This window comes from Chryseotalea sanaruensis, from assembly GCF_003990915.1.
GTDB classification, from domain to species: Bacteria; Bacteroidota; Bacteroidia; order Cytophagales; family Cyclobacteriaceae; genus Chryseotalea; species Chryseotalea sanaruensis.
On sequence record NZ_BHXQ01000001.1, the window covers coordinates 596,113 to 614,626 of the forward strand.

The 18,514-nt window shown below is 38.9% G+C and carries 10 protein-coding genes; 3 read left to right on the top strand and 7 right to left on the bottom strand.

What is annotated here, in order from left to right:
- Positions 1-10: 10 nt before the first annotated feature.
- Together SanaruYs_RS02460 and SanaruYs_RS02465 are read right to left on the bottom strand one after the other, a co-directional pair.
- The gene (locus tag SanaruYs_RS02460; RefSeq protein ID WP_127120916.1) at positions 11-1,498 is read right to left on the bottom strand and encodes a RagB/SusD family nutrient uptake outer membrane protein; all 1,488 of its coding nucleotides are present in this window, start codon (positions 1,496-1,498) and stop codon (positions 11-13) included.
- Positions 1,499-1,502: 4 nt separating this feature from the next.
- Entirely contained in the window at positions 1,503-4,634 is a 3,132-nt protein-coding gene (locus tag SanaruYs_RS02465; RefSeq protein WP_127120917.1) for a SusC/RagA family TonB-linked outer membrane protein, read from the bottom strand.
- Between the two features lie 261 nt (positions 4,635-4,895).
- Here SanaruYs_RS02465 and SanaruYs_RS02470 point away from each other — a divergent pair, with 261 nt between their 5' ends.
- Both SanaruYs_RS02470 and SanaruYs_RS02475 read left to right on the top strand, forming a co-directional pair.
- Positions 4,896-7,796 (top strand): ligand-binding sensor domain-containing protein, encoded by a 2,901-nt coding sequence (locus SanaruYs_RS02470; RefSeq protein WP_127120918.1) that lies wholly within the window; start codon positions 4,896-4,898, stop codon positions 7,794-7,796.
- A gap of 317 nt (positions 7,797-8,113) precedes the next feature.
- Positions 8,114-11,491 carry an amidohydrolase family protein gene (locus SanaruYs_RS02475; protein WP_127120919.1) on the top strand — a complete coding sequence of 1,126 codons (3,378 nt, stop codon included), beginning with the start codon at positions 8,114-8,116 and terminating at the stop codon, positions 11,489-11,491.
- Between the two features lie 106 nt (positions 11,492-11,597).
- Here the strand turns inward: SanaruYs_RS02475 and SanaruYs_RS02480 are convergent, their stop codons facing one another.
- Complete coding sequence (locus tag SanaruYs_RS02480) at positions 11,598-12,161, bottom strand: DUF2911 domain-containing protein (protein ID WP_127120920.1); 564 nt, start codon at positions 12,159-12,161, stop codon at positions 11,598-11,600.
- Between the two features lie 181 nt (positions 12,162-12,342).
- On the opposite strand from SanaruYs_RS02480, the gene SanaruYs_RS02485 reads away from it, so the two are divergent.
- Positions 12,343-14,337: an OmpA family protein gene (locus SanaruYs_RS02485; protein WP_127120921.1), complete on the top strand. Its 1,995-nt coding sequence runs from the start codon at positions 12,343-12,345 to the stop codon at positions 14,335-14,337.
- Between the two features lie 77 nt (positions 14,338-14,414).
- Here SanaruYs_RS02485 and SanaruYs_RS02490 read toward each other — a convergent pair whose 3' ends face one another.
- From SanaruYs_RS02490 to SanaruYs_RS02505, 4 genes are read right to left on the bottom strand one after another with little or no spacing between them, the layout of a single operon-like run.
- On the bottom strand, positions 14,415-15,683 hold the full coding sequence (locus tag SanaruYs_RS02490) for a sensor histidine kinase (RefSeq protein ID WP_127120922.1): 1,269 nt from the start codon (positions 15,681-15,683) through the stop codon (positions 14,415-14,417).
- Complete coding sequence (locus SanaruYs_RS02495; RefSeq protein WP_127120923.1) at positions 15,680-16,354, bottom strand: response regulator transcription factor; 675 nt, start codon at positions 16,352-16,354, stop codon at positions 15,680-15,682. The genes SanaruYs_RS02490 and SanaruYs_RS02495 overlap by 4 nt, the downstream gene beginning before the upstream one ends.
- Positions 16,355-16,370: 16 nt before the next feature.
- Positions 16,371-18,284: an LTA synthase family protein gene (locus SanaruYs_RS02500; protein WP_127120924.1), complete on the bottom strand. Its 1,914-nt coding sequence runs from the start codon at positions 18,282-18,284 to the stop codon at positions 16,371-16,373.
- Positions 18,285-18,301: 17 nt separating this feature from the next.
- Positions 18,302-18,514 carry a DUF4266 domain-containing protein gene (locus SanaruYs_RS02505; protein WP_127120925.1) on the bottom strand — a complete coding sequence of 71 codons (213 nt, stop codon included), beginning with the start codon at positions 18,512-18,514 and terminating at the stop codon, positions 18,302-18,304.

Consider the following 18,514-nt stretch of genomic DNA (forward strand, 5'->3'; position numbering starts at 1 on the left):
CTAAGTTCAATTAATTATTGTAACCTATGTTTTGTGCCCAACCAGCAGACGCCAAATCAATTTCATCCTGAGGTAAGGGGAACAATTCATTTTTGTTGGTTGTAAAACCATCTATTTCAGCAGCAGCTCTACCTGTTCTTACAAGGTCAAAGAAATGTAAACCTTCACCTGCAAGTTCAACTCTGCGTTCATGCCAGATTGCTTGTGTAAGTGCACTACCGGTAACATTTACTGCCGGCATATTTACCGATGGTCTCTGTCTTACTTCATTTAAATATTGAAGTGCCAAACCATCATTCGGAGCACTTTTACGATTGTGTGCTTCTGCAGCCATCAGTAATACATCTGCATAACGAATTACTTTGTGATTAACAGGACTTGTCAAGTCATCATCGCCAGCACCAAGTTCATCCAATCTTTTTAAATACTTGTTATTGAAATAACCAGTATGTCCGCCTCCGCCAACACCATACAGAACTTCAGTAGGAAGTTGTGCGGTTTTAAAGGCTTCAATATCTAAAACTGATGCCGGTAAACGAGGGTCACCAGGTTCAAACTCATCAACTAAGTCCTGGGTTGGTAAGTTGTAGCTGTTACCACTAGTGTATATAGGGCCAGTGTACTGACGAATTCCATGAAAACCAACAGCTGCAAAGCCTTCCAAACAAACAAAGCAACCGTAGCTACCGCCTTCTGTTCCTACGTATTCAATATCGAAAATAGTTTCACTAGAGCCTTCATTAGATGCGCGAAATATTGTTGCAAAGTCTGCAGACAATGCATAAGGTCCATCATTAATTACCTCATCAAGTGTGGTAGCAGCTTCTGTAAACTTATCCTGATAGAGGTAAGCTTTTCCAAGCAACGACAGCGCAGCACCTTTTGTAATTCTACCTTTTACAGGTGTAGACCAACCCAACACTTCAGCGGCAGCAATTAAATCATTTTGGATTTGAGTATAAACCTCTGCCTTTGGTGTTCTGGGTAAACCAGAAACTTCAGTAGCGGAAAGCCTTCTGTCTAATACAACAGGAACATCTCCAAAGAATTTAACCAATTCGAAGTAGTAGTAAGCACGCAAGAAGTGTGCTTCCGCTAAAATCCTGTCTTTGCCATCGAATTCAAGTTTGTCTTTATTTTCAAAAATGTAGTTAACACGGGTAATACCGGCATACATAAACCTGAAGATGCTTCTTAGTTCTGTGTTTACGCCACCGTGTGTCATAGCATCTATTTGATGAAGACCTTCACTATCGGTAACACTTTCACCTCCGGCAATTGAATTATTCGAAGCAATTTCCCCAATCCAGATATCCAGATATGAAGTCTGCATTAAGTCGTAAGCACCAACCAACGCGCGTTGGTAATCGTCAGGACTTTTAAAATAGTTCTCAGCATCCTGAGCGTAATATGGATCAATATCAACAAAGTCATCGCAGCTTAAAGAGACTAAGCTGATGCCAGTGGCTAGTAAGATCGTTCTTATAAATAGTTTCATTTTTTTAAAAATTTAGATTGAAACCTGCCATGAAAATTTTTGCTTGCGGATAAACACCTTGATCAACACCACCAGTCAAAGGACTACCAGAGGAGAAGTCAGGATCGTAACCCATGTATTTTGTGAATGTTGCCAGGTTATTGGCAGAAACGTACACACGCAATTTGCTGGCACCGATTTTCTCACTTACACTTGCTGGAAGTGTATAACCAAGCTGAATATTTTTAATACGAAGGAATGAACCATCTTCAACAAAGTAATCAGACAAAACATTATTTCTGGTTGGAGCGGTAGTCAAGCGTGGGTGTTCATTGGTAGAACCTGCACCTGTCCAACGGTTAATACGGTAAGCAAGTTGGTTGGCCAACGGTTGATCACGCTCGTAGTTTCTCAAAATCTCATTGCCGATAGATGCATATAATAATCCTGATAAATCAAATCCTTTATAGTTCACACCTAAATTAAGCCCCATGATTACATCTGGAATTGCGGAACCTAGAATTGTTTTATCAGAATCATCACTGAAGTTAATGCTGCCGTTACCACTTAAGTCAGCATAACGTAAATCACCTGCTTCTGCGCCCGCTTGGGTCACACCGCGTTCGGTAACTTCTTGTGAACTTTGATAAACGCCATCAGTTTGATAGCCAAAGAAATAACCGATAGGGTAACCTACCTGCATACGTGTGGCAGTACCACCACCAACGCCGAATCCACCAAATTCATAGAAGTCAACACCTTGTTGTAATGCAGTAACTTCATTTTTAATAGTAGTAAGGTTATAACCAATGTTGAAGTTTAAATCTTTACCAATTTTGTTACGGTAAGTAACCATAAACTCAAGACCACTATTTCTTACATCACCACCATTTACAACCGGAGGGCTACTTCCTGCTCCGTAAGCACCAACTACTGCTGATACGTCAGGCACGAACAACAAGTCACTCGTTGCTTTGATATAATAATCTGCTGTTACGTCAACTTTGCCACCCAAAAGCGTTAAATCAACACCAATATTTGTTTGTTGAGTTGTTTCCCATTTTAAATCCTGATTACCGAAAGCGCCTATGGCAATTCCTGTTACCAATTGATTATCGAATGGATAAACACCTTCACCGTTTAGCAATGCTCTGTAACGAAACAAACCAATTTTATCATTACCTGCTACACCAAAACTTGCCCTTACTTTTAAGAATTCAATAAGGTTGGAATTAAAGAAAGACTCTTCTGAGGCTACCCATGCTGCTGAAACGGCAGGGAAGTAACCAAAGCGATTGTTTGCACCGAAATTAGAGGATCCATCTCTGCGGATAAGTGCTGACACAAGGTATTTTCCATCGTAACCATATTCAGCTCTTAAGAAGAATGATTGCAAACGCGTTCTACTCTGAAAAGATGAATTATTTCTTAACAAATTATTACCATCGGCAATAGAGATGTCTCCAAACTCAACTGAATTATAAGGGATTGTATAGGCAGTTGCCGAAAGCCCTTCACTGTTGTCCTCAATAAATGAGGTCCCTAAAGTTCCCTTCACTGAATGTACATCATTGAATACTTTATTATAATTTAAGAAAGCTTCTGCATTATAGTTAAAGTAAATCTGCTGTGATTCAGTAACAGTACTTGTGCGAGGCATTTTAAAGTTAACTATTTGCTGTGTCCATTGACCATTTACAAAGACAGAATCAATTGTTTTTGTAAAGAGAGTTACCGAATCTGGAACTAATTGAGGATTGTTAACAGAGTTCTGAGCTTTACCATTTCCATAGTAAACCAATGGATTAAAAGTCTTTGAACTTACAATTGCATAGTTATAACCTATACGTCCTGTTACTTCGAAATTGTCATTGATCTTATATGTAAGCTCTTGTTTACCAACGATTTTGTTAACCTTAGTATCGTTAAAAGTATTTGCCATTTGGGCAAATGGGTTAATGATATCGCTGAATTCTTCCAGGTAAGTATAACTTCCGTCTGGTTGAAGGATAGTATTAGCTGGAGAAGCATTTGCTGTATTATAAAGAACGGATCCAATACCAGATTCCGGTAAAGACTTACGCTTTTCATGTGTATAGAGCAATACGTTCTGAAGGGTAAGTTTAGGGGCAATCTCCGTTGTGAAATTGATACGTGCATTATAGCGACTATAGGTTGCTTTGTCAGCACCAACAATTCCTTCCTGATCAAAATATGAACCACCTATAGAGTAGGTACTCTTTTCTGTTCCACCGCTGATATTCAAATTATAGTTCTGAATGGGAGATTGTTGAAAAAGCTCGTCTTGCCAATCAGTTCCATCGCCAATGTTTACATTATTAAAAGGAATAGGCTGACCACCCGCAGCAAATGCTTCATTCTTTAATACAGCGTATTCATAACCATTTAAAAGGTTTATCTGCTTGGTGGTACTTTGTACACCTGAGTAACCGTTGAAATCAAGACTTGGTTTAGTGTTTTTCTTGCCTTGTTTGGTGGTAATAATTATAACACCATTGGCAGCTCTCACACCATAAATACCAGCACTTGCATCTTTTAAAACGTTGATTGACTCAATATCTGATGGATTTAGCGCATTTAAACCCTCAGTGCCGTAAGGAACACCATCAACCAAAACTAAAGGGTTGTTATCACCATTTGTTGAAAGTCCTCTAATGCGAATATTCAATGCTCCACCAGGAGAGGCTGAAGCCGTTGAGATTTGAACACCAGCTGCCTGACCTTGTAATGCCTGGTCAATGCGTTGCGGATTCAAAGCCATTAGCTCACTTCCTTTTACAGAGGATACAGATCCGGTCAGTTCTTTAACAGTAGATGTACCGTAACCGACTACCACAATCTCTTGTAAGGCGGTAATGTCTAATACGAGTTGTACAGTTAAATCAGTTTGGCCGTTAAACACAACTTCTTGTGCTGCGTAACCAATGAAGCTGAAAACTAATGTTTCATTGTTATTAACATTCAGGGCAAAATTTCCTGAAGCATCAGAGACTGTGCCCTGGGTGCTTCCCTTAATTAAGACATTCACTCCAGGTAGGGGCATCCCGCCTTCATCAACTACCTTGCCCTTTACCTGGCTTTGTGCCTGGGCAAAGAGGGAGAGGAGTGTGAACAAGATCAGTAACTTTACTTTCATAGATTGTGGTTTAAGTTTGTTGCACTTGTTTGCAATGGGTGTTTATCGCAATCGTTTGTAATTATGTAACAAACATCCTGTTTACCGATTGTATTTTCAATTAATTAACCTCATCAATACTACTACACACACCTTAAAAGGATACATCAAAAATACATCACATCTTCGAAATTCATTCAAATTATCTTTAAATCAATGATTTAACTATATATTAGCTACTACAATGCAAATTCAAGTATTATACATATCGATTTTAAAGCTGTGAGAAAATTTCAACTATTACTTCAGATAACAGTTGCATTGCTAATCGGTTCAAATGGCGTTTTACAGGCTCAAAATAGTCTTAATGGCCTTCCCTTCATTAAAAACTATAGCCCACAACAATACAAGGCCGGTATTCAAAATTGGGACATTGTGCAAGACACTCGAGGAGTCATTTATTTGGCCAATAACTACGGGTTATTAGAGTTTGATGGGCATGAATGGGAAACCTATCGTACTCGAAATGGGAGTAAAATGAGGAGTGTTGCCCTCGCGAAGGATGGTAAGATATATGTTGGCTGTCAGGGTGATTTTGGTTTTTTCTTTCCTGATCATCAGGGGAGGCTCACCTATACTTCTCTGGCCGATAGCCTGCCAAGTACTGTGCGTAACTTCGATGAAGCCTGGAATGTATTCATTGATCAGGATAAGGTCTTCTTCTGTACATTCGGAAGGATCTATATCTATACACCTAAAGGTTTTGTGCTTGTAGAATCTAACTATCCCCTGGAATTATCTTTCTATGTTAACCGGCAGGTGTATGTGTTGGAGCAGAATAATGGCTTATCCCGATTGGTTGGCGAGCAACTTCAATTGATACCAAATGGCGAATTCTTTGCCAAGAAAAGTATTTCAGCCATGCAAGCGCTTTCCAAAGATAAGATACTCATCAGCACTTTTCAGGATGGTATTTTTCAGTTGGAGAACAATCAGATAAAACCATGGACAATGGCTTTGCAACAACGTTTTAAAGAGTCTATTGTTAACTGTATGCAAATGCTGCGTAACGGTAACGTTGCTATTGGTACGCAAAACAACGGCCTGCTATTGGTAAATGCTAACGGTGATTTACTTATGGAACTCTCCAACGGAAAAGGCCTACAAAACAGGACCATATTGAGCCTATATGAGGATGACCTCGGCAACTTGTGGATAGGTCAGAACAATGGTATTTCGTATGTGGAACTTGGTTCGCCCTTCAGCCACGTTAACGAACAAAGTGGTTTGCCTGGCACCGGTTATGCTGCTTTGTTGACAGGAAATAAACTTTACTTGGGTACAAATAATGGTTTGTATCTTAAAAATTTGGATAATCCATTACGAGCAGCTGATTTGGTAGAAGGAACAAGAGGTCAGGTTTACCACATCGGCAAATACGATAATGACCTTTTGATAGGGCATCATACTGGAGCCTATCGGATAGAGAGTTTGCAAAGTAGAAGAATTTCGGATGAACCTGGTGCATGGGTTTTTGCTACTATTCCTACTAACCAAAATATGTTGGTGGGTGGTTTATACAACGGGCTTCAACTATTCAAAAAGGAGGGCGGACATTGGAAATATGAAAAGAAGCTTCAAGGGTTTTCAGAGTCGTCACGTGTAATGGAATTCGACAGGTCAGGGGAGTTGTGGATTACCCATGGCTACAAAGGAGCCTTTAAAGTAGTAATGAATAGAGACAGTCTGCTTAAGGTTAATTATTATGCCAGCAACAAAGGCTTCCCATCCAATAACCTCATCAATGTATTCTCCATCAGAAATGAATTGACTTTTACCAGCGAATATGGTTTGTATAAATATGAACCTTCTTCCGATGCTTTTGTAAGTGATGAGTTTTATTCAAAATTATTAGGATCGGTCTCGCAAATATGGATGATGCGTGAAGACTCCTATGGCAACATCTATTTTATTGGTAGTGATAAAGTGGGTGTTTTAAAAAGAAATTCAGTTGGTGAATATGTTGTAGAAAGTAATTCTTTTAATCGGATAAGAAGTTTCCTAAATGATGATTTGGAGAATTTGCATGTATTGAGCAACAATGAAGTACTCTTTGGTTCAAAAGAAGGCTTCATTCATTACGACCCTAAGAAAGAGCCTCCAAAAGATTTTCGCTTTCAAAGCTTAATCCGAAGGGTTACGATTATTAATAGTGGGCAAGACTCCGTACTTTATTATGGTAATGAATTAAAGCAGGAGGATGTTAAGGATAAACCATTCGTTAAATTATCGTTTGCTCAAAATTCAATACACTTCCGCTATGCAGCTACTACTTACGAAGGAAGTGAAATTCAGTATCAATATTATCTAGAGAATTTTGAAAAAGATTGGTCAGAATGGACAAGCACTTCACAAAAAGAATACACCAACCTTCGAGAAGGCCGTTACGTATTTCATGTAAGAGCACAGAATATTAATGGTCAGGTTAGCACCGAATCAACTTATACTTTTTATATACAACCTCCTTGGTATAGGTCCTTGTTGGCAATAGCCGCTTACATTACAGTAATAGTAGCCTTGTTGCTGGTGGCCTTTCTTACAATAGATAGAAAGTATAAACGTGCGCAGCAAATGATGCGCTTAAAACAAAAGAAAGAGTTGATCAGGAAAGAAAATGAAATTGAAAAAATATCACAACAATCGCTTGAGGAAATTAATCGTTTACAAAATGAAAAACTAGAATCCGAATTGATGCACATTAATAAAGAACTAGGCACATCTACTTTTCACTTGTTAAATAAAAATGAATTTATCTCAGGCATAAAAACTAATTTAAGCGCCATTGTAAAACGAGAGAAAAATGCTGATGTACAAAAAGAGCTTAATAAGATTGTAAAAGAAATTGAAGAAAATATTTCAACCGATAGCGATTGGGAACATTTCCAAATTCATTTTGACAGGGTACATGGCGATTTTTCTAAAAGATTCAAGGCAACACACATTAATCTGAGTCCGCAGGAAATAAAATTAAGTGCTTATTTACGTATGAACCTTTCGACAAAAGAAATTGCTCAACTACTTCACATTTCAGTGCGAGGTGTGGAGATCAGCCGGTACAGGCTACGCAAAAAACTTCAGTTGGATCGTAGTATAAATCTTCAGGAATATATTCTGGGTTTTTAATAATTTCCCTTCACTTCAGGCGCAAGCATCTTACCATAGTTATCAGGTTAATCTTGTAAGCCCCTGTCCGCTCCTTGTCTCCCGAAGGGAACGAGGAGCCTAAAACACCGTGCTATGTTTTCGTCATGTTCTTTATTCTTGAGGAGAAGTAGGGGAGGCTAATTTTAACTAAACGACAGTGATTGTGGAGTCAACTAACCCATTGTAAGGTAGCCTCTTATCGTTTTTATTCAACCGATGGTTTAATAAAGCCTTTGATGTAATTCAATTGATTATTTGTTAACAAATAGCTTTCTTACTTAACATTTAAATTGCTTATGAAGAGACAATACCTCCTGGTCCTTATCGCAGTCTTTGTTGCCTTTGCAACCCTGGCGCAAGACGATAAAAAAGAAAAGTCGGATTCGACTAAGAAAGAAAAGCCCAAAAAGAAAAAGGATCTTCCTCTGGAAGTAGGCAGAACGGTGTCTATTAAAACAACTGAAGGTACTTGGATGTCATTAGATGTTAGTCCTGATGGAAAAACTATTGCCTTCGATTTTTTAGGTGATATTTTTACTATGCCCATAACTGGTGGTAAGCCAACACAGTTTACTAAAGGCATGGCCTTCGATTCGCACCCTAAATTCAGCCCTGATGGCACAAAGTTATTGTTTGTGTCTGATCGTAGTGGTGGAGAAAACATCTGGTGGTTTTCTTTAGACGGGAAAGATTCACTTCAAGTAACAAAAGGTAACACCGATCATTATCAATCCGCAGAGTGGACACCAGACGGTGCTTACATTATTGGTTCAAGAGGCACAAGAAATTTAAAATTATGGATGTTTCACAAAGACGGTGGAACTGGTGCACAAATTATCAGCAAACCAGATAATCTTAAAGTAGTAGAACCTGCTTTCGGTGCAGACGGCCGCTATATCTGGTATGCACAACGAAATGCTGCCTGGAATTACAATGCGCAATTGCCGCAATATCAACTGGCTGTTTACGATAGAGACAATGGTGAAACCGAAGTGAAAACTTCTCGTTATGGATCAGCCTTTACACCAACGCTATCACCCGATGGTAAGTGGCTGGTGTATGGTTCACGTTACAACGACCAGACAGGTCTGATTTTACATGACCTTAGGACAGGCGATGAAAAATGGCTGGCTTACCCTGTACAGCGTGATGAGCAGGAGTCGATTGCACCGCTTGGTGTATTACCGGCCATGTCATTTACACCAGATAGTAAAGAATTAGTGGCTTCTTACGGTGGTAAATTTTATCGCATACCAGTTGCCGGGGGCGCAGCCGTTAATATTCCTTTCCAAATGGAAACGGACTTCTTAATGGGCCCATTAGTTGATTTTAATTATCCGATTAAGGATGACAAAGATATGGTGGTTACGCAAATTCGTACACCAGTTGTTTCTCCAGATGGCAAACAGGTTGCTTTTACAGCATTGAACAGACTGTATGTAATGGATTTACCTAACGGTACACCTAAACGCGTTAGTACTTCGAAATATACTGAAGCACAACCAGCCTGGAGTACAGACGGCACACAGTTAGCCTGGACTACCTGGGAAGATAATGGAGGTCATATTTATAAAATCAATTTTAAAGCGAAGGGCGCTAAACCACAGCGTTTAACCACTGTACCTGCACTTTACTCCGAGCCGGCCTGGACTTTCCAGGGAAATAAAATTGTTTTCTTGCAAGGCAGTTCCTACAACTTTAAAGAAGACCCAGATCCAGTAACTTTTGCAAATCAAAATTCTATCGCATGGATTAGTGGCGATGGTGGTAACATTAATGTAATTGGCAAAGCGAAGGGAAGAAGTAATCCGCATTTTGTGAGAAGCGATGACCGCATTTATTTATACAGTGGTCAGAAAGGTTTAGTATCAATCCGATGGGATGGCAGTGATGAAAAAGCACATGCCAAAATAACGGGTATCATGACCTACGGTGCGGCACTGGGTGAACAACATTGTATGTTATACGAATCTGCTACAGAGCCTCAGCGCGAACCATCTAATGCCAACGTTATTCTTATGGCGCCAGAAGGAGATAAAGCCATTGCACACATCAACAATGATATTTATGTGGTAACCATTCCTAAAACAGGTGGCGAGGTACCCAAGATTTCGGTAGCTGATGCTGACAAGGCTTCTTTTCCAGCCACAAAATTAACCAAAATAGGCGGAGAGTTTCCAACCTGGAGTACTAATGGTAAGCTAGTGTATTATGCTTTAGGCAATGCTTTCTTTACTTACAGTTTGGAAGAAGCTAAAGCCAAAGAACTGGAATTGAAAAAGAAGAAAGCAGAGGAAGAAAAAGATAAGAAGGCAGAAGGAGAGAAGAAGGAGGCAGATAAAGATGAAAAGAAAGATGAAGGCTATAAACCAGCTGAGTTAAGGATTAAAGTTATTGTTCAGAAGGATATTCCTTCAGGCAGTATCTTATTACAGAATGCAAGGATCATCAGCATGAAAGGTGATGAAGTAATTGAAAGTGGTGATGTATTGATTGAGAATGCTCGCATTAAACAAGTTGGTGCTGCTGGTTCTATCAGCGTTGGAAGCAATGTGCAAAAAATGGATTTAAGGGGAAAGACCATTGTACCAGGCTTTGTTGATACACATGCACACATGTGGCCAGCGTGGGGTATTCATAAAAATCAGGTGTGGATGTACGCAGCTAACTTAGCCTATGGTGTTACTACAACACGCGATCCGCAAACAGCTACAACTGATGTACTGACGTATAGCGACATGGTTGAAACTGGTGATATTATTGGTCCACGTGTTTATAGTACAGGTCCTGGTGTTGGCTTTTGGTCTTACAACCTGAAAGACTATGAGCAAACCAAAGACATCTTGAAACAGTATTCTGATTACTATAACACCAAGACAATTAAAATGTATTTGACAGGTAACCGTCAGCACAGGCAGTGGGTAGTACAGGCTTGTAAAGAACAAGGTTTAATGCCAACAACTGAGGGGGGGTTAGATTTTAAACTCAACGTTACTAATCTAATTGATGGTTACTCAGGACACGAACATGCTTTCCCGATCTATCCATTGTATAGCGATTTTGCGAAAGCAGTTGCAGAATCGAAAATGACCTACACACCAACGTTGCTAGTTGCATACGGTGGTCCGTGGGCCGAGAATTTTTACTATGCAACAGAAAATGTAAATGGAGATTCGAAGCTCAATTACTTTACAGCTAAATCTGAGTTAGATCAGAAGTCAAGAAGAAGACCAGGATGGTTTATGCAAGAAGAGCATGTGTTTGATGACCATGCACGCTTTGTAAATGATCTCGTGAAAGCAGGAGGTAATGCGGGGGTAGGATCGCATGGCCAATTGCAAGGTCTTGGTTATCATTGGGAATTGTGGAGTGTCGCTTCAGGCGGATTAAGTAATCTGAATGCGCTAAAAGTTGCGACTATTCATGGGGCAAAAGCATTAGGCTTGGCTAACGACCTGGGTAGCATTGAGCCAGGCAAATTAGCTGACTTATTAATTTTAGATAGCAACCCGCTTGAAAATATCCGTAATACAAATACAATTAATAAAGTAATGAAGAACGGACGCTTGTATGAAGGCAATACTTTAGATGAAGTATATCCTACACAACGTAAGGCACCTTCATTTGCGAATGAACAAGCTAAGCCAGAAGGCTTACCGGGTGTTCAGAAATAGGTAGTTTGATTTTTATAGTGAGAGGTCTTAATTCTTGCGAATTAAGACCTCTTTTGTTTTTTGCAAACTTCTAATGAATTATGCTGATTAACAGAAACAATTATTTTCACAAATTAGCAAATGATACTTTTATCCTAATCTTTTCCCACGACATAATAAGAGCATTTTGTTTGTTTCCTGTTTCATTTAAATAGTAAGCGAGCCTCTCCTGATTTTTATTGCTCTTGCCGGCCTTCACTTTTATTCTGATGATATCTTCATTTTGATCATAATCATCAGCCAGGTGTTGATCCCAATTTTTATTTAAAATAAATACCCACTCCTTTTTACCAGGTATAGTGAACACACCATACTTACCAGCAGGGATACGTTGTGTTCCAATCATGATGTCCTTATCAAACTGCCAATGAGTAGCACGATGCGCACCTGTAACCCAAACCTCACCATATGGTACCAAGCCACCCCAGATATCACGTCCGCGAACAGCAGGCGCATAATAGTAGATCATGTGGTGAGAATCGCCTAACTGTGCATGAACTTCCTTTGGAATACTTTTTTTAGTAGTATCTATTGGTGCTTTTGCCTCAATTCCAGATTCGTGAACATGTTGAGCAACAACAATATGCATGGTAATCAATAGCGATAAAAGCGTAATTAAAGATCTTTTCATAAAGCTTCAATGTTTGGATATAAAGTATAATCTGTTTCCAACTTAAGTAAGGTACAATTAATGTGCAAGAATGTGAAATTTCTTACATCTGTCCAATAATAATGCTGATATGAACCTAAATAAAGCATAACTAAAATTAATGGTCTTACATTTGCATACATTTCATTTTCATTGCTAAAGTATGCGACTGTATTTTTTGTTCTTAATCGTTTTATTACAGATTACGCACAACCTTGATGCGCAATCTGTAAAAGAATTAATAGGTACTGCCGATCAGTTATATGGCAAGAAAAATTACAGTGCTGCCCTTATTACTTATCTCAAAGCATACGAGGTTAACCCTGATGATGCTTCGCTAAATTTTAAAATAGGCTTAACTTATTTGTATTCTGATACTAAATCAAAAGCCGCTCTGTACATTGATAAAGCCTATAGACTCAATCCGGGCGTGCATCAGGATATTGATTATCATTTAGGAGTAGCTTTTCGAAACACAAATGAGTTTAAAAAAGCAATAAGACATTTTGATGATTTCAAGCGAAAGAATAAAAAGCTTGCCTCCATAGCAGACGAAAAGATTGCTGAGTGTATGATGGCCGACTCTTTGGCACAGAACGAGTTGAATGTTGTGATTGAGAATGTAGGAGATATCATTAATACTAAATTTAGTGAGTATTCACCAATAGTATCTGCCGATGGCAATACAATGATTTTTACCTCAAACCGATCCGATAACGAAGCGAGGGTAAGAGCAGGAATGAATTTTGAAGATATCTACATTACAACAAGATCTGGAAATAGCTGGTCCACACCCAAAAAAATAAGCGAGAATATTAATACTGACAAGTACAATGAGGCAGCCGCTTCTTTATCGCCCGATGGGAAGACGCTCTTTTTATACAGTGAAGAGGGTGCAGGTGATATCCATGTTTCTAAACTGGTAGGAGACACTTGGTCTAAGCCCGTGCCACTCAATAGGAATATAAACACGGGTATGTTTTGGGAAACCAGCGCAACATTATCGCATGATGGACAGAAACTTTATTTTACTAGTAATAGAGACGGTGGATATGGTGAGTTAGATATTTATGTGAGTTTGCTTGATGGAAAGGGAGAGTGGGGCAAAGCTGTAAATGTCGGTCCAACTATTAATACAAGTGAAGATGAAGATTCACCTTTTATCCATACTGATGGTGTAACACTTTATTTCTCATCTAATGGCCACAGAAAGTTGGGTAACAGTGATATATTTTTCAGTGAGCTACGTGGAAATAAATGGACCAAACCAGAAAACATAGGTTACCCAATAAATTCGTGGGAGTATGACGGATTCTTCTCTATCTCGACCGATAAAAAGAAAGCTTATTATTCAACTGTAAGAGAGGGTGGTAAGGGTGAAACTGACATCTACTCTATTACCTTTTTAGAACCCAAGTACAAACCAAAGCCTACACCAGTTGTTGTGGTAGCCGCTCCTCCGGTTAGAAAGAATGACGATTTTGTGGCGGCATTTATTCAAGAGCAAAAAAATAAAAAAGTAGTAACTATTCTTAAGGGAAAGGTTATAGACGAATTGACCGCAGACCCACTTAGCGCCACCATTAGCTTGGTGGATAACCAAACCAATACGGTTGTCGCTAAGATAAGTACAGAGGAAGGTAGTGGGGATTTTGAATTGATTATTCCTCATGGGGGAAACTATGGTGTAACTACAGAGAAGGCAGGTTATTTATTTAACTCCATTAATTTTAGTTTGCCGGCCTTTGCCGAATACCAGGAAATTGATACGCACATCATTATGGTAAAAGCAGAGATTGGTTCAAAAGTAGTATTGAAGAATATCTTTTTTGATCCGCGCAAGACTGAACTTAAAACTGAATCAGTTGCCGAAGTTGAAAAAATTAAGGAGCTATTAATGGGTAATCCCGTATTGCGAGTACAGATTAACGGACATACCGATAATTCAGAGTTAAGTACTAGCGGTAATGCATCAAGTTATAAGGAACTATCTCTGAAGCGCGCTAGTGCTGTAATTACATACTTGACAAGTCAGGGAGTTGAGCATAGCCGATTAAGCGCTAAAGGGTTTGGTTTGGAGCGCCCCATTGTATCTAACGATGATGAAGAAAGCGGGCGTGAGATCAACAGAAGAACGGAGATAGAGATTATTCAGTAGTGGATCAATGCATTAATTATCTATTTTTATTATAAAGCTGGGCTCAAGATAAAGCATGCATTTCTTTTAAAAACCAATTATCCCTTACTGAAAAGAATAGTAAATCTATGTTTACTATCCAGGTAAGTATAGGTGATAGCATAAGAAAGTTCTTGGCAGATTTGCTTAACCAGCGCCAGACCTAATCCTGTACCGAAGGTTGACTGATCTTCCTTGCTGAATCGATTAAATAGAGATGAAGCGTTTTTAAATGCCTGCCCATCATTTTCAATATAAAACTGCTCTTGCGTGATACTTACATTAATCTTGCTGTGGTGCGGAGCATAACGCAATGCATTGGTTAGTAAATTGGAAACCAGAATTTCGATAAGTACCTTGTTGGCATGCAAGATCACTCGGTCGTGCTGAAGAAAGTGAACGCTTAGGTTGTGCTGCTCCATAACCTCTTTCAGCTGGTTAATTAAACCATCAACAACGTTTGTGAAATCAATGTTTTCTCTTTCACCAAATTGTTGATTATCTATTTTAGCTAAAAGGAGTAAACTTCTGTTTAGCTTAGAAATTCTCTGAGAGCTGTTCTGAATAGAACTAATGAGTTCAGCCTGATATTCCGTCAGTTCTGTCTGCATAAGCAAATCAATTTTACTATTCAGTACAGCCAGTGGGGTCTGAATTTCATGAGAGGCATTTTCTGTAAACTCCTTTTGTGATAAATAGGTGTTTTTGTTTTTCTCGATAAGTTGATCAATTGCCTGGCTTAAATCACGAAACTCATGAGTCGAAGATTTTGGCAGATTAATGAAGTTGTCCTTGTCAATTCTGTAATTTTTTAACTGATCAACAATTCTATAAAACGGACTCCAGACCGTACTCGATAACTGACGGTTAATGATAACAAGTGTAGTAAACAGCAACGTTAGCAGAATACATTGAATGAGTACTATAGCCATAACCAGGTCTTTACTGCTTACCATGGATTCACTTATTTTAAGCTCATACACAGCTCCGTGTAATCGCACGGCAGTTCTGAAAGTTCGATAAGGATGGAATTCTAAGGCAATAGAGTCAAATACTTTCTCTGTATAAAGACTATCGTTGATGATGTTACCATGAGGCACAAGTGTAAGATTAAATTCTTTATTAAGCTGTTCGTGCTGGCGGAGTTCATATTCTGTATGAATGAAAGGTGCAGCATTAACAAAATCACGTTTATGTTCTTGAAGCATCTCATCCATTTGTTTTATAACAAGACTATATATAGCCCAATAAAATAATGGTGTGGAGATAATAAATAGTAAGGCTGAGACCAAAGCGTAGTTCCGAATGGTACGAACCAATAATTTCATGCTTCAAGTTTATAACCTAGCCCATAAACCGTTTTAATATAATCCTTACAATCGGCATCGCTCAGTTTTTTCTTCAGGTTTTTCATATGTGCATAAATAAAATCGAAGTTATCAAAAATTTCAGCATCATCGCCAGACAGGTGTTCGGCAATCGCATTTTTGGACACTACACGGTTTTTATTGGATATTAAAAAAAGCAATAAGTCGTATTCTTTACGAGTCAGCTCAAACGGCTTATCATGAATCTTTACAGTTTTACCCAGGAGGTCAATATTTATCTCATTGAAAGAAAATTTAGTTTTACCATCAAAATGCTTACGCCTGATAATAGCCGAAATGCGAGCACCAAGTTCTGAAAGGTGAAAAGGTTTAGGTAGATAATCATCTGCACCCAGGTTAAGTCCTTTAATGCGGTCGTCAACGGAGTTCCTGGCAGATATGATAATGACACCGTCCAGTTTGTTATGTTGTTTCAAACTTTCAAGAATTTTAAGGCCATTGCCATCAGGCAATGTGATGTCCAAGAGAATGCAATCGTATTCAAAGCACTGTACTTTCTCTAGAGCATCTCTTACATTATATGCTAGCTCACAGATATAACTTTCCTGACGCAGGTATTGCGCTATGCTGTTAGAGAGTTCTTTTTCATCTTCAACGATGAGGACTTTCATATTTTGTTTTAGCTCGCTATAATTTAAGCTTATTGTTTTTATACAGATAACCAGCTGCTTCATACCAGCTGATACCTTCACGTGTTATCTTATACCTTTTAGCCTTATCAGGAACACCCTTTCCGGTGATTTTATTATTGGCAACAGGATACACCAGGGCTACATGTTGTGGAGATAAAATAAGAAGCGAGTCCTGTTTCATATAACCCAGTCGTTGGTACGTGCTGATAAAAGCCCGTTCCACACCACGCTTCAAATGTAGCAGATCGTACCCCATAAATTTACTTTTATAGGAAAAATTAAGAAGTCCAAGTAAGGTAGGGGCGATATCTATTTGACTCATCAAACGTGTTTCAACAGCAGGTTTAATAAAAGCCGGAGCATAAATCAATAGGGGTATTCTGTATTTTTCAATGGGCAGTTCTTCTTTCCCTGCACTTGATGCACAATGATCTGCTGTGATAACAAAAACAGTATTGTTGAACCATTCTTTCTTACTGGCATTTCGTATAAATTCACCGATAGCGTAATCGGTATACTTAACGGCTCCAATTCTGCTGGTGTGTGAGGGTATATCAATTCTTCCTTCAGGATAAGTATAGGGTCTATGGTTAGATGTTGTCATAATGTGTGCAAAGACACGTTTCTGATTGGCAGCACGCTGATCAATTTCCCGTATCGCAAGTGTGAATAAATTTTCATCGGCCACACCCCAGATGTTTTCATAGTCAATCTCTTCGCTTTCAAGTGCAGTTCGGTCTATTACCTGATAACCATTATGACTGAAGAAGTAATTCATATTATCGAAGTAACCATAGCCACCATAAATGTAAAGGCTCTCATAACCCTTACTGTTAAATACACTTGATAAAGTGAAAAGATTTTCATTGTTAGGTCTGCGAACTATGGATTGTCCGGGGGTTGGGGGAATGGACAGGGATAAAGCTTCTAGGCCCCTCACTGTTCTGGTTCCTGTAGCATATACGTTGGTGAACAGGTAGCTGTGCTCCGCAAGGGAATCTAAAAATGGAGTAACGCCTTTACGAATGCCTTCGTAAGCCAGAAATTCCGCGCTCAGGCTTTCTACACTGATCAGGATTACATTGAGTTTTTGTTCTGGTTTATGCTCAGTTACGCTAAATTCCAAATTCTTGATTGGCTTATCCTGCTGGAGTGATTTTTGTTCATAAATTGAATGTAATGCATATTGTATAGGAAGGGTGGGGTAAAACTGCTCGTAGTTTAGTTCATTGTTTCGATAAGCTGAGAATAATTCATACATACCATTGCCCGCCAGTTCATTGACGAACTGATTTTCATTTTCCTGGTGGAAGGTGTTGTTAATAAATAAGTAATTTAGGACAGCAATAGTGAACAGTGTAATGCCTAACTGAGTTCTTTGTTTGAAATTTAAATGCCGATAGGTTTTAAGATTAATCTTTCTGAAGCCTATGTAAGTAAGTATGATGCTAAGAAGAAGCAGCAAAGCGATGATCCATCCTATTGGATAGGACTGCCGGATGTTTCCGATAACTTCGGTGGTATAAATCAGATAATCCACTGCAATAAAGTTGAAACGAGTTGAGAACTCATCCCAAAAGAGCACCTCTCCAATGGCATTAAAGACCAAAATTGAAACTGCAATAAAATTAAGTACTAATAATAAAACGTAGTGCCCTTTTCTTCCTGTAAATCGGAAGGGAGTCAGCCATATAATAAACATAAAGGGCAAAACAAACAGAGAAGCATTGGCCAGATCATAGAACAGGCCATAACCAATAGTGTGAAGAAAATTGTTTACATGAAGGCTTGCTTCCTTATAGCTGAGGCTCCACAAAAGAAGTCTCGTTAGTGTTGATAAGAGAACAAGTGAAAGAAAAATATTTGTTAAAAATTTGCTTTCAATTGTCAATTGAGGATGGCTTTTCATATGATACAATAGTCATGTTAATTACATCCGCAGCCCCCTCCGTTTTTTCCACCATTTGCACCTGATGCGCCTTCGCGGTAGAGTTGAAAATTGGACTCAAATTTTTGGACTTTACGTGCAGCCAGTTCCATTTCAGAATCATTCAGCCTCATTTTTTGATACTCTTTTACACTACTGCAGGCACTGAGACTTAAAGCAACAAGCAGGAGAGGGGTTGCTATTTTTTTCAT

Coding starts and splice junctions, on each gene's coding strand:
- SanaruYs_RS02460 (WP_127120916.1), bottom strand. CDS start 1,498: ATGAAACTATTTATAAGAACGATCTTACTAGCCACTGGCATCAGCTTA.
- SanaruYs_RS02465 (WP_127120917.1), bottom strand. CDS start 4,634: ATGAAAGTAAAGTTACTGATCTTGTTCACACTCCTCTCCCTCTTTGCC.
- SanaruYs_RS02475 (WP_127120919.1), top strand. CDS start 8,114: ATGAAGAGACAATACCTCCTGGTCCTTATCGCAGTCTTTGTTGCCTTT.
- SanaruYs_RS02480 (WP_127120920.1), bottom strand. CDS start 12,161: ATGAAAAGATCTTTAATTACGCTTTTATCGCTATTGATTACCATGCAT.
- SanaruYs_RS02485 (WP_127120921.1), top strand. CDS start 12,343: ATGCGACTGTATTTTTTGTTCTTAATCGTTTTATTACAGATTACGCAC.
- SanaruYs_RS02490 (WP_127120922.1), bottom strand. CDS start 15,683: ATGAAATTATTGGTTCGTACCATTCGGAACTACGCTTTGGTCTCAGCC.
- SanaruYs_RS02495 (WP_127120923.1), bottom strand. CDS start 16,354: ATGAAAGTCCTCATCGTTGAAGATGAAAAAGAACTCTCTAACAGCATA.
- SanaruYs_RS02500 (WP_127120924.1), bottom strand. CDS start 18,284: ATGAAAAGCCATCCTCAATTGACAATTGAAAGCAAATTTTTAACAAAT.
- SanaruYs_RS02505 (WP_127120925.1), bottom strand. CDS start 18,514: ATGAAAAAAATAGCAACCCCTCTCCTGCTTGTTGCTTTAAGTCTCAGT.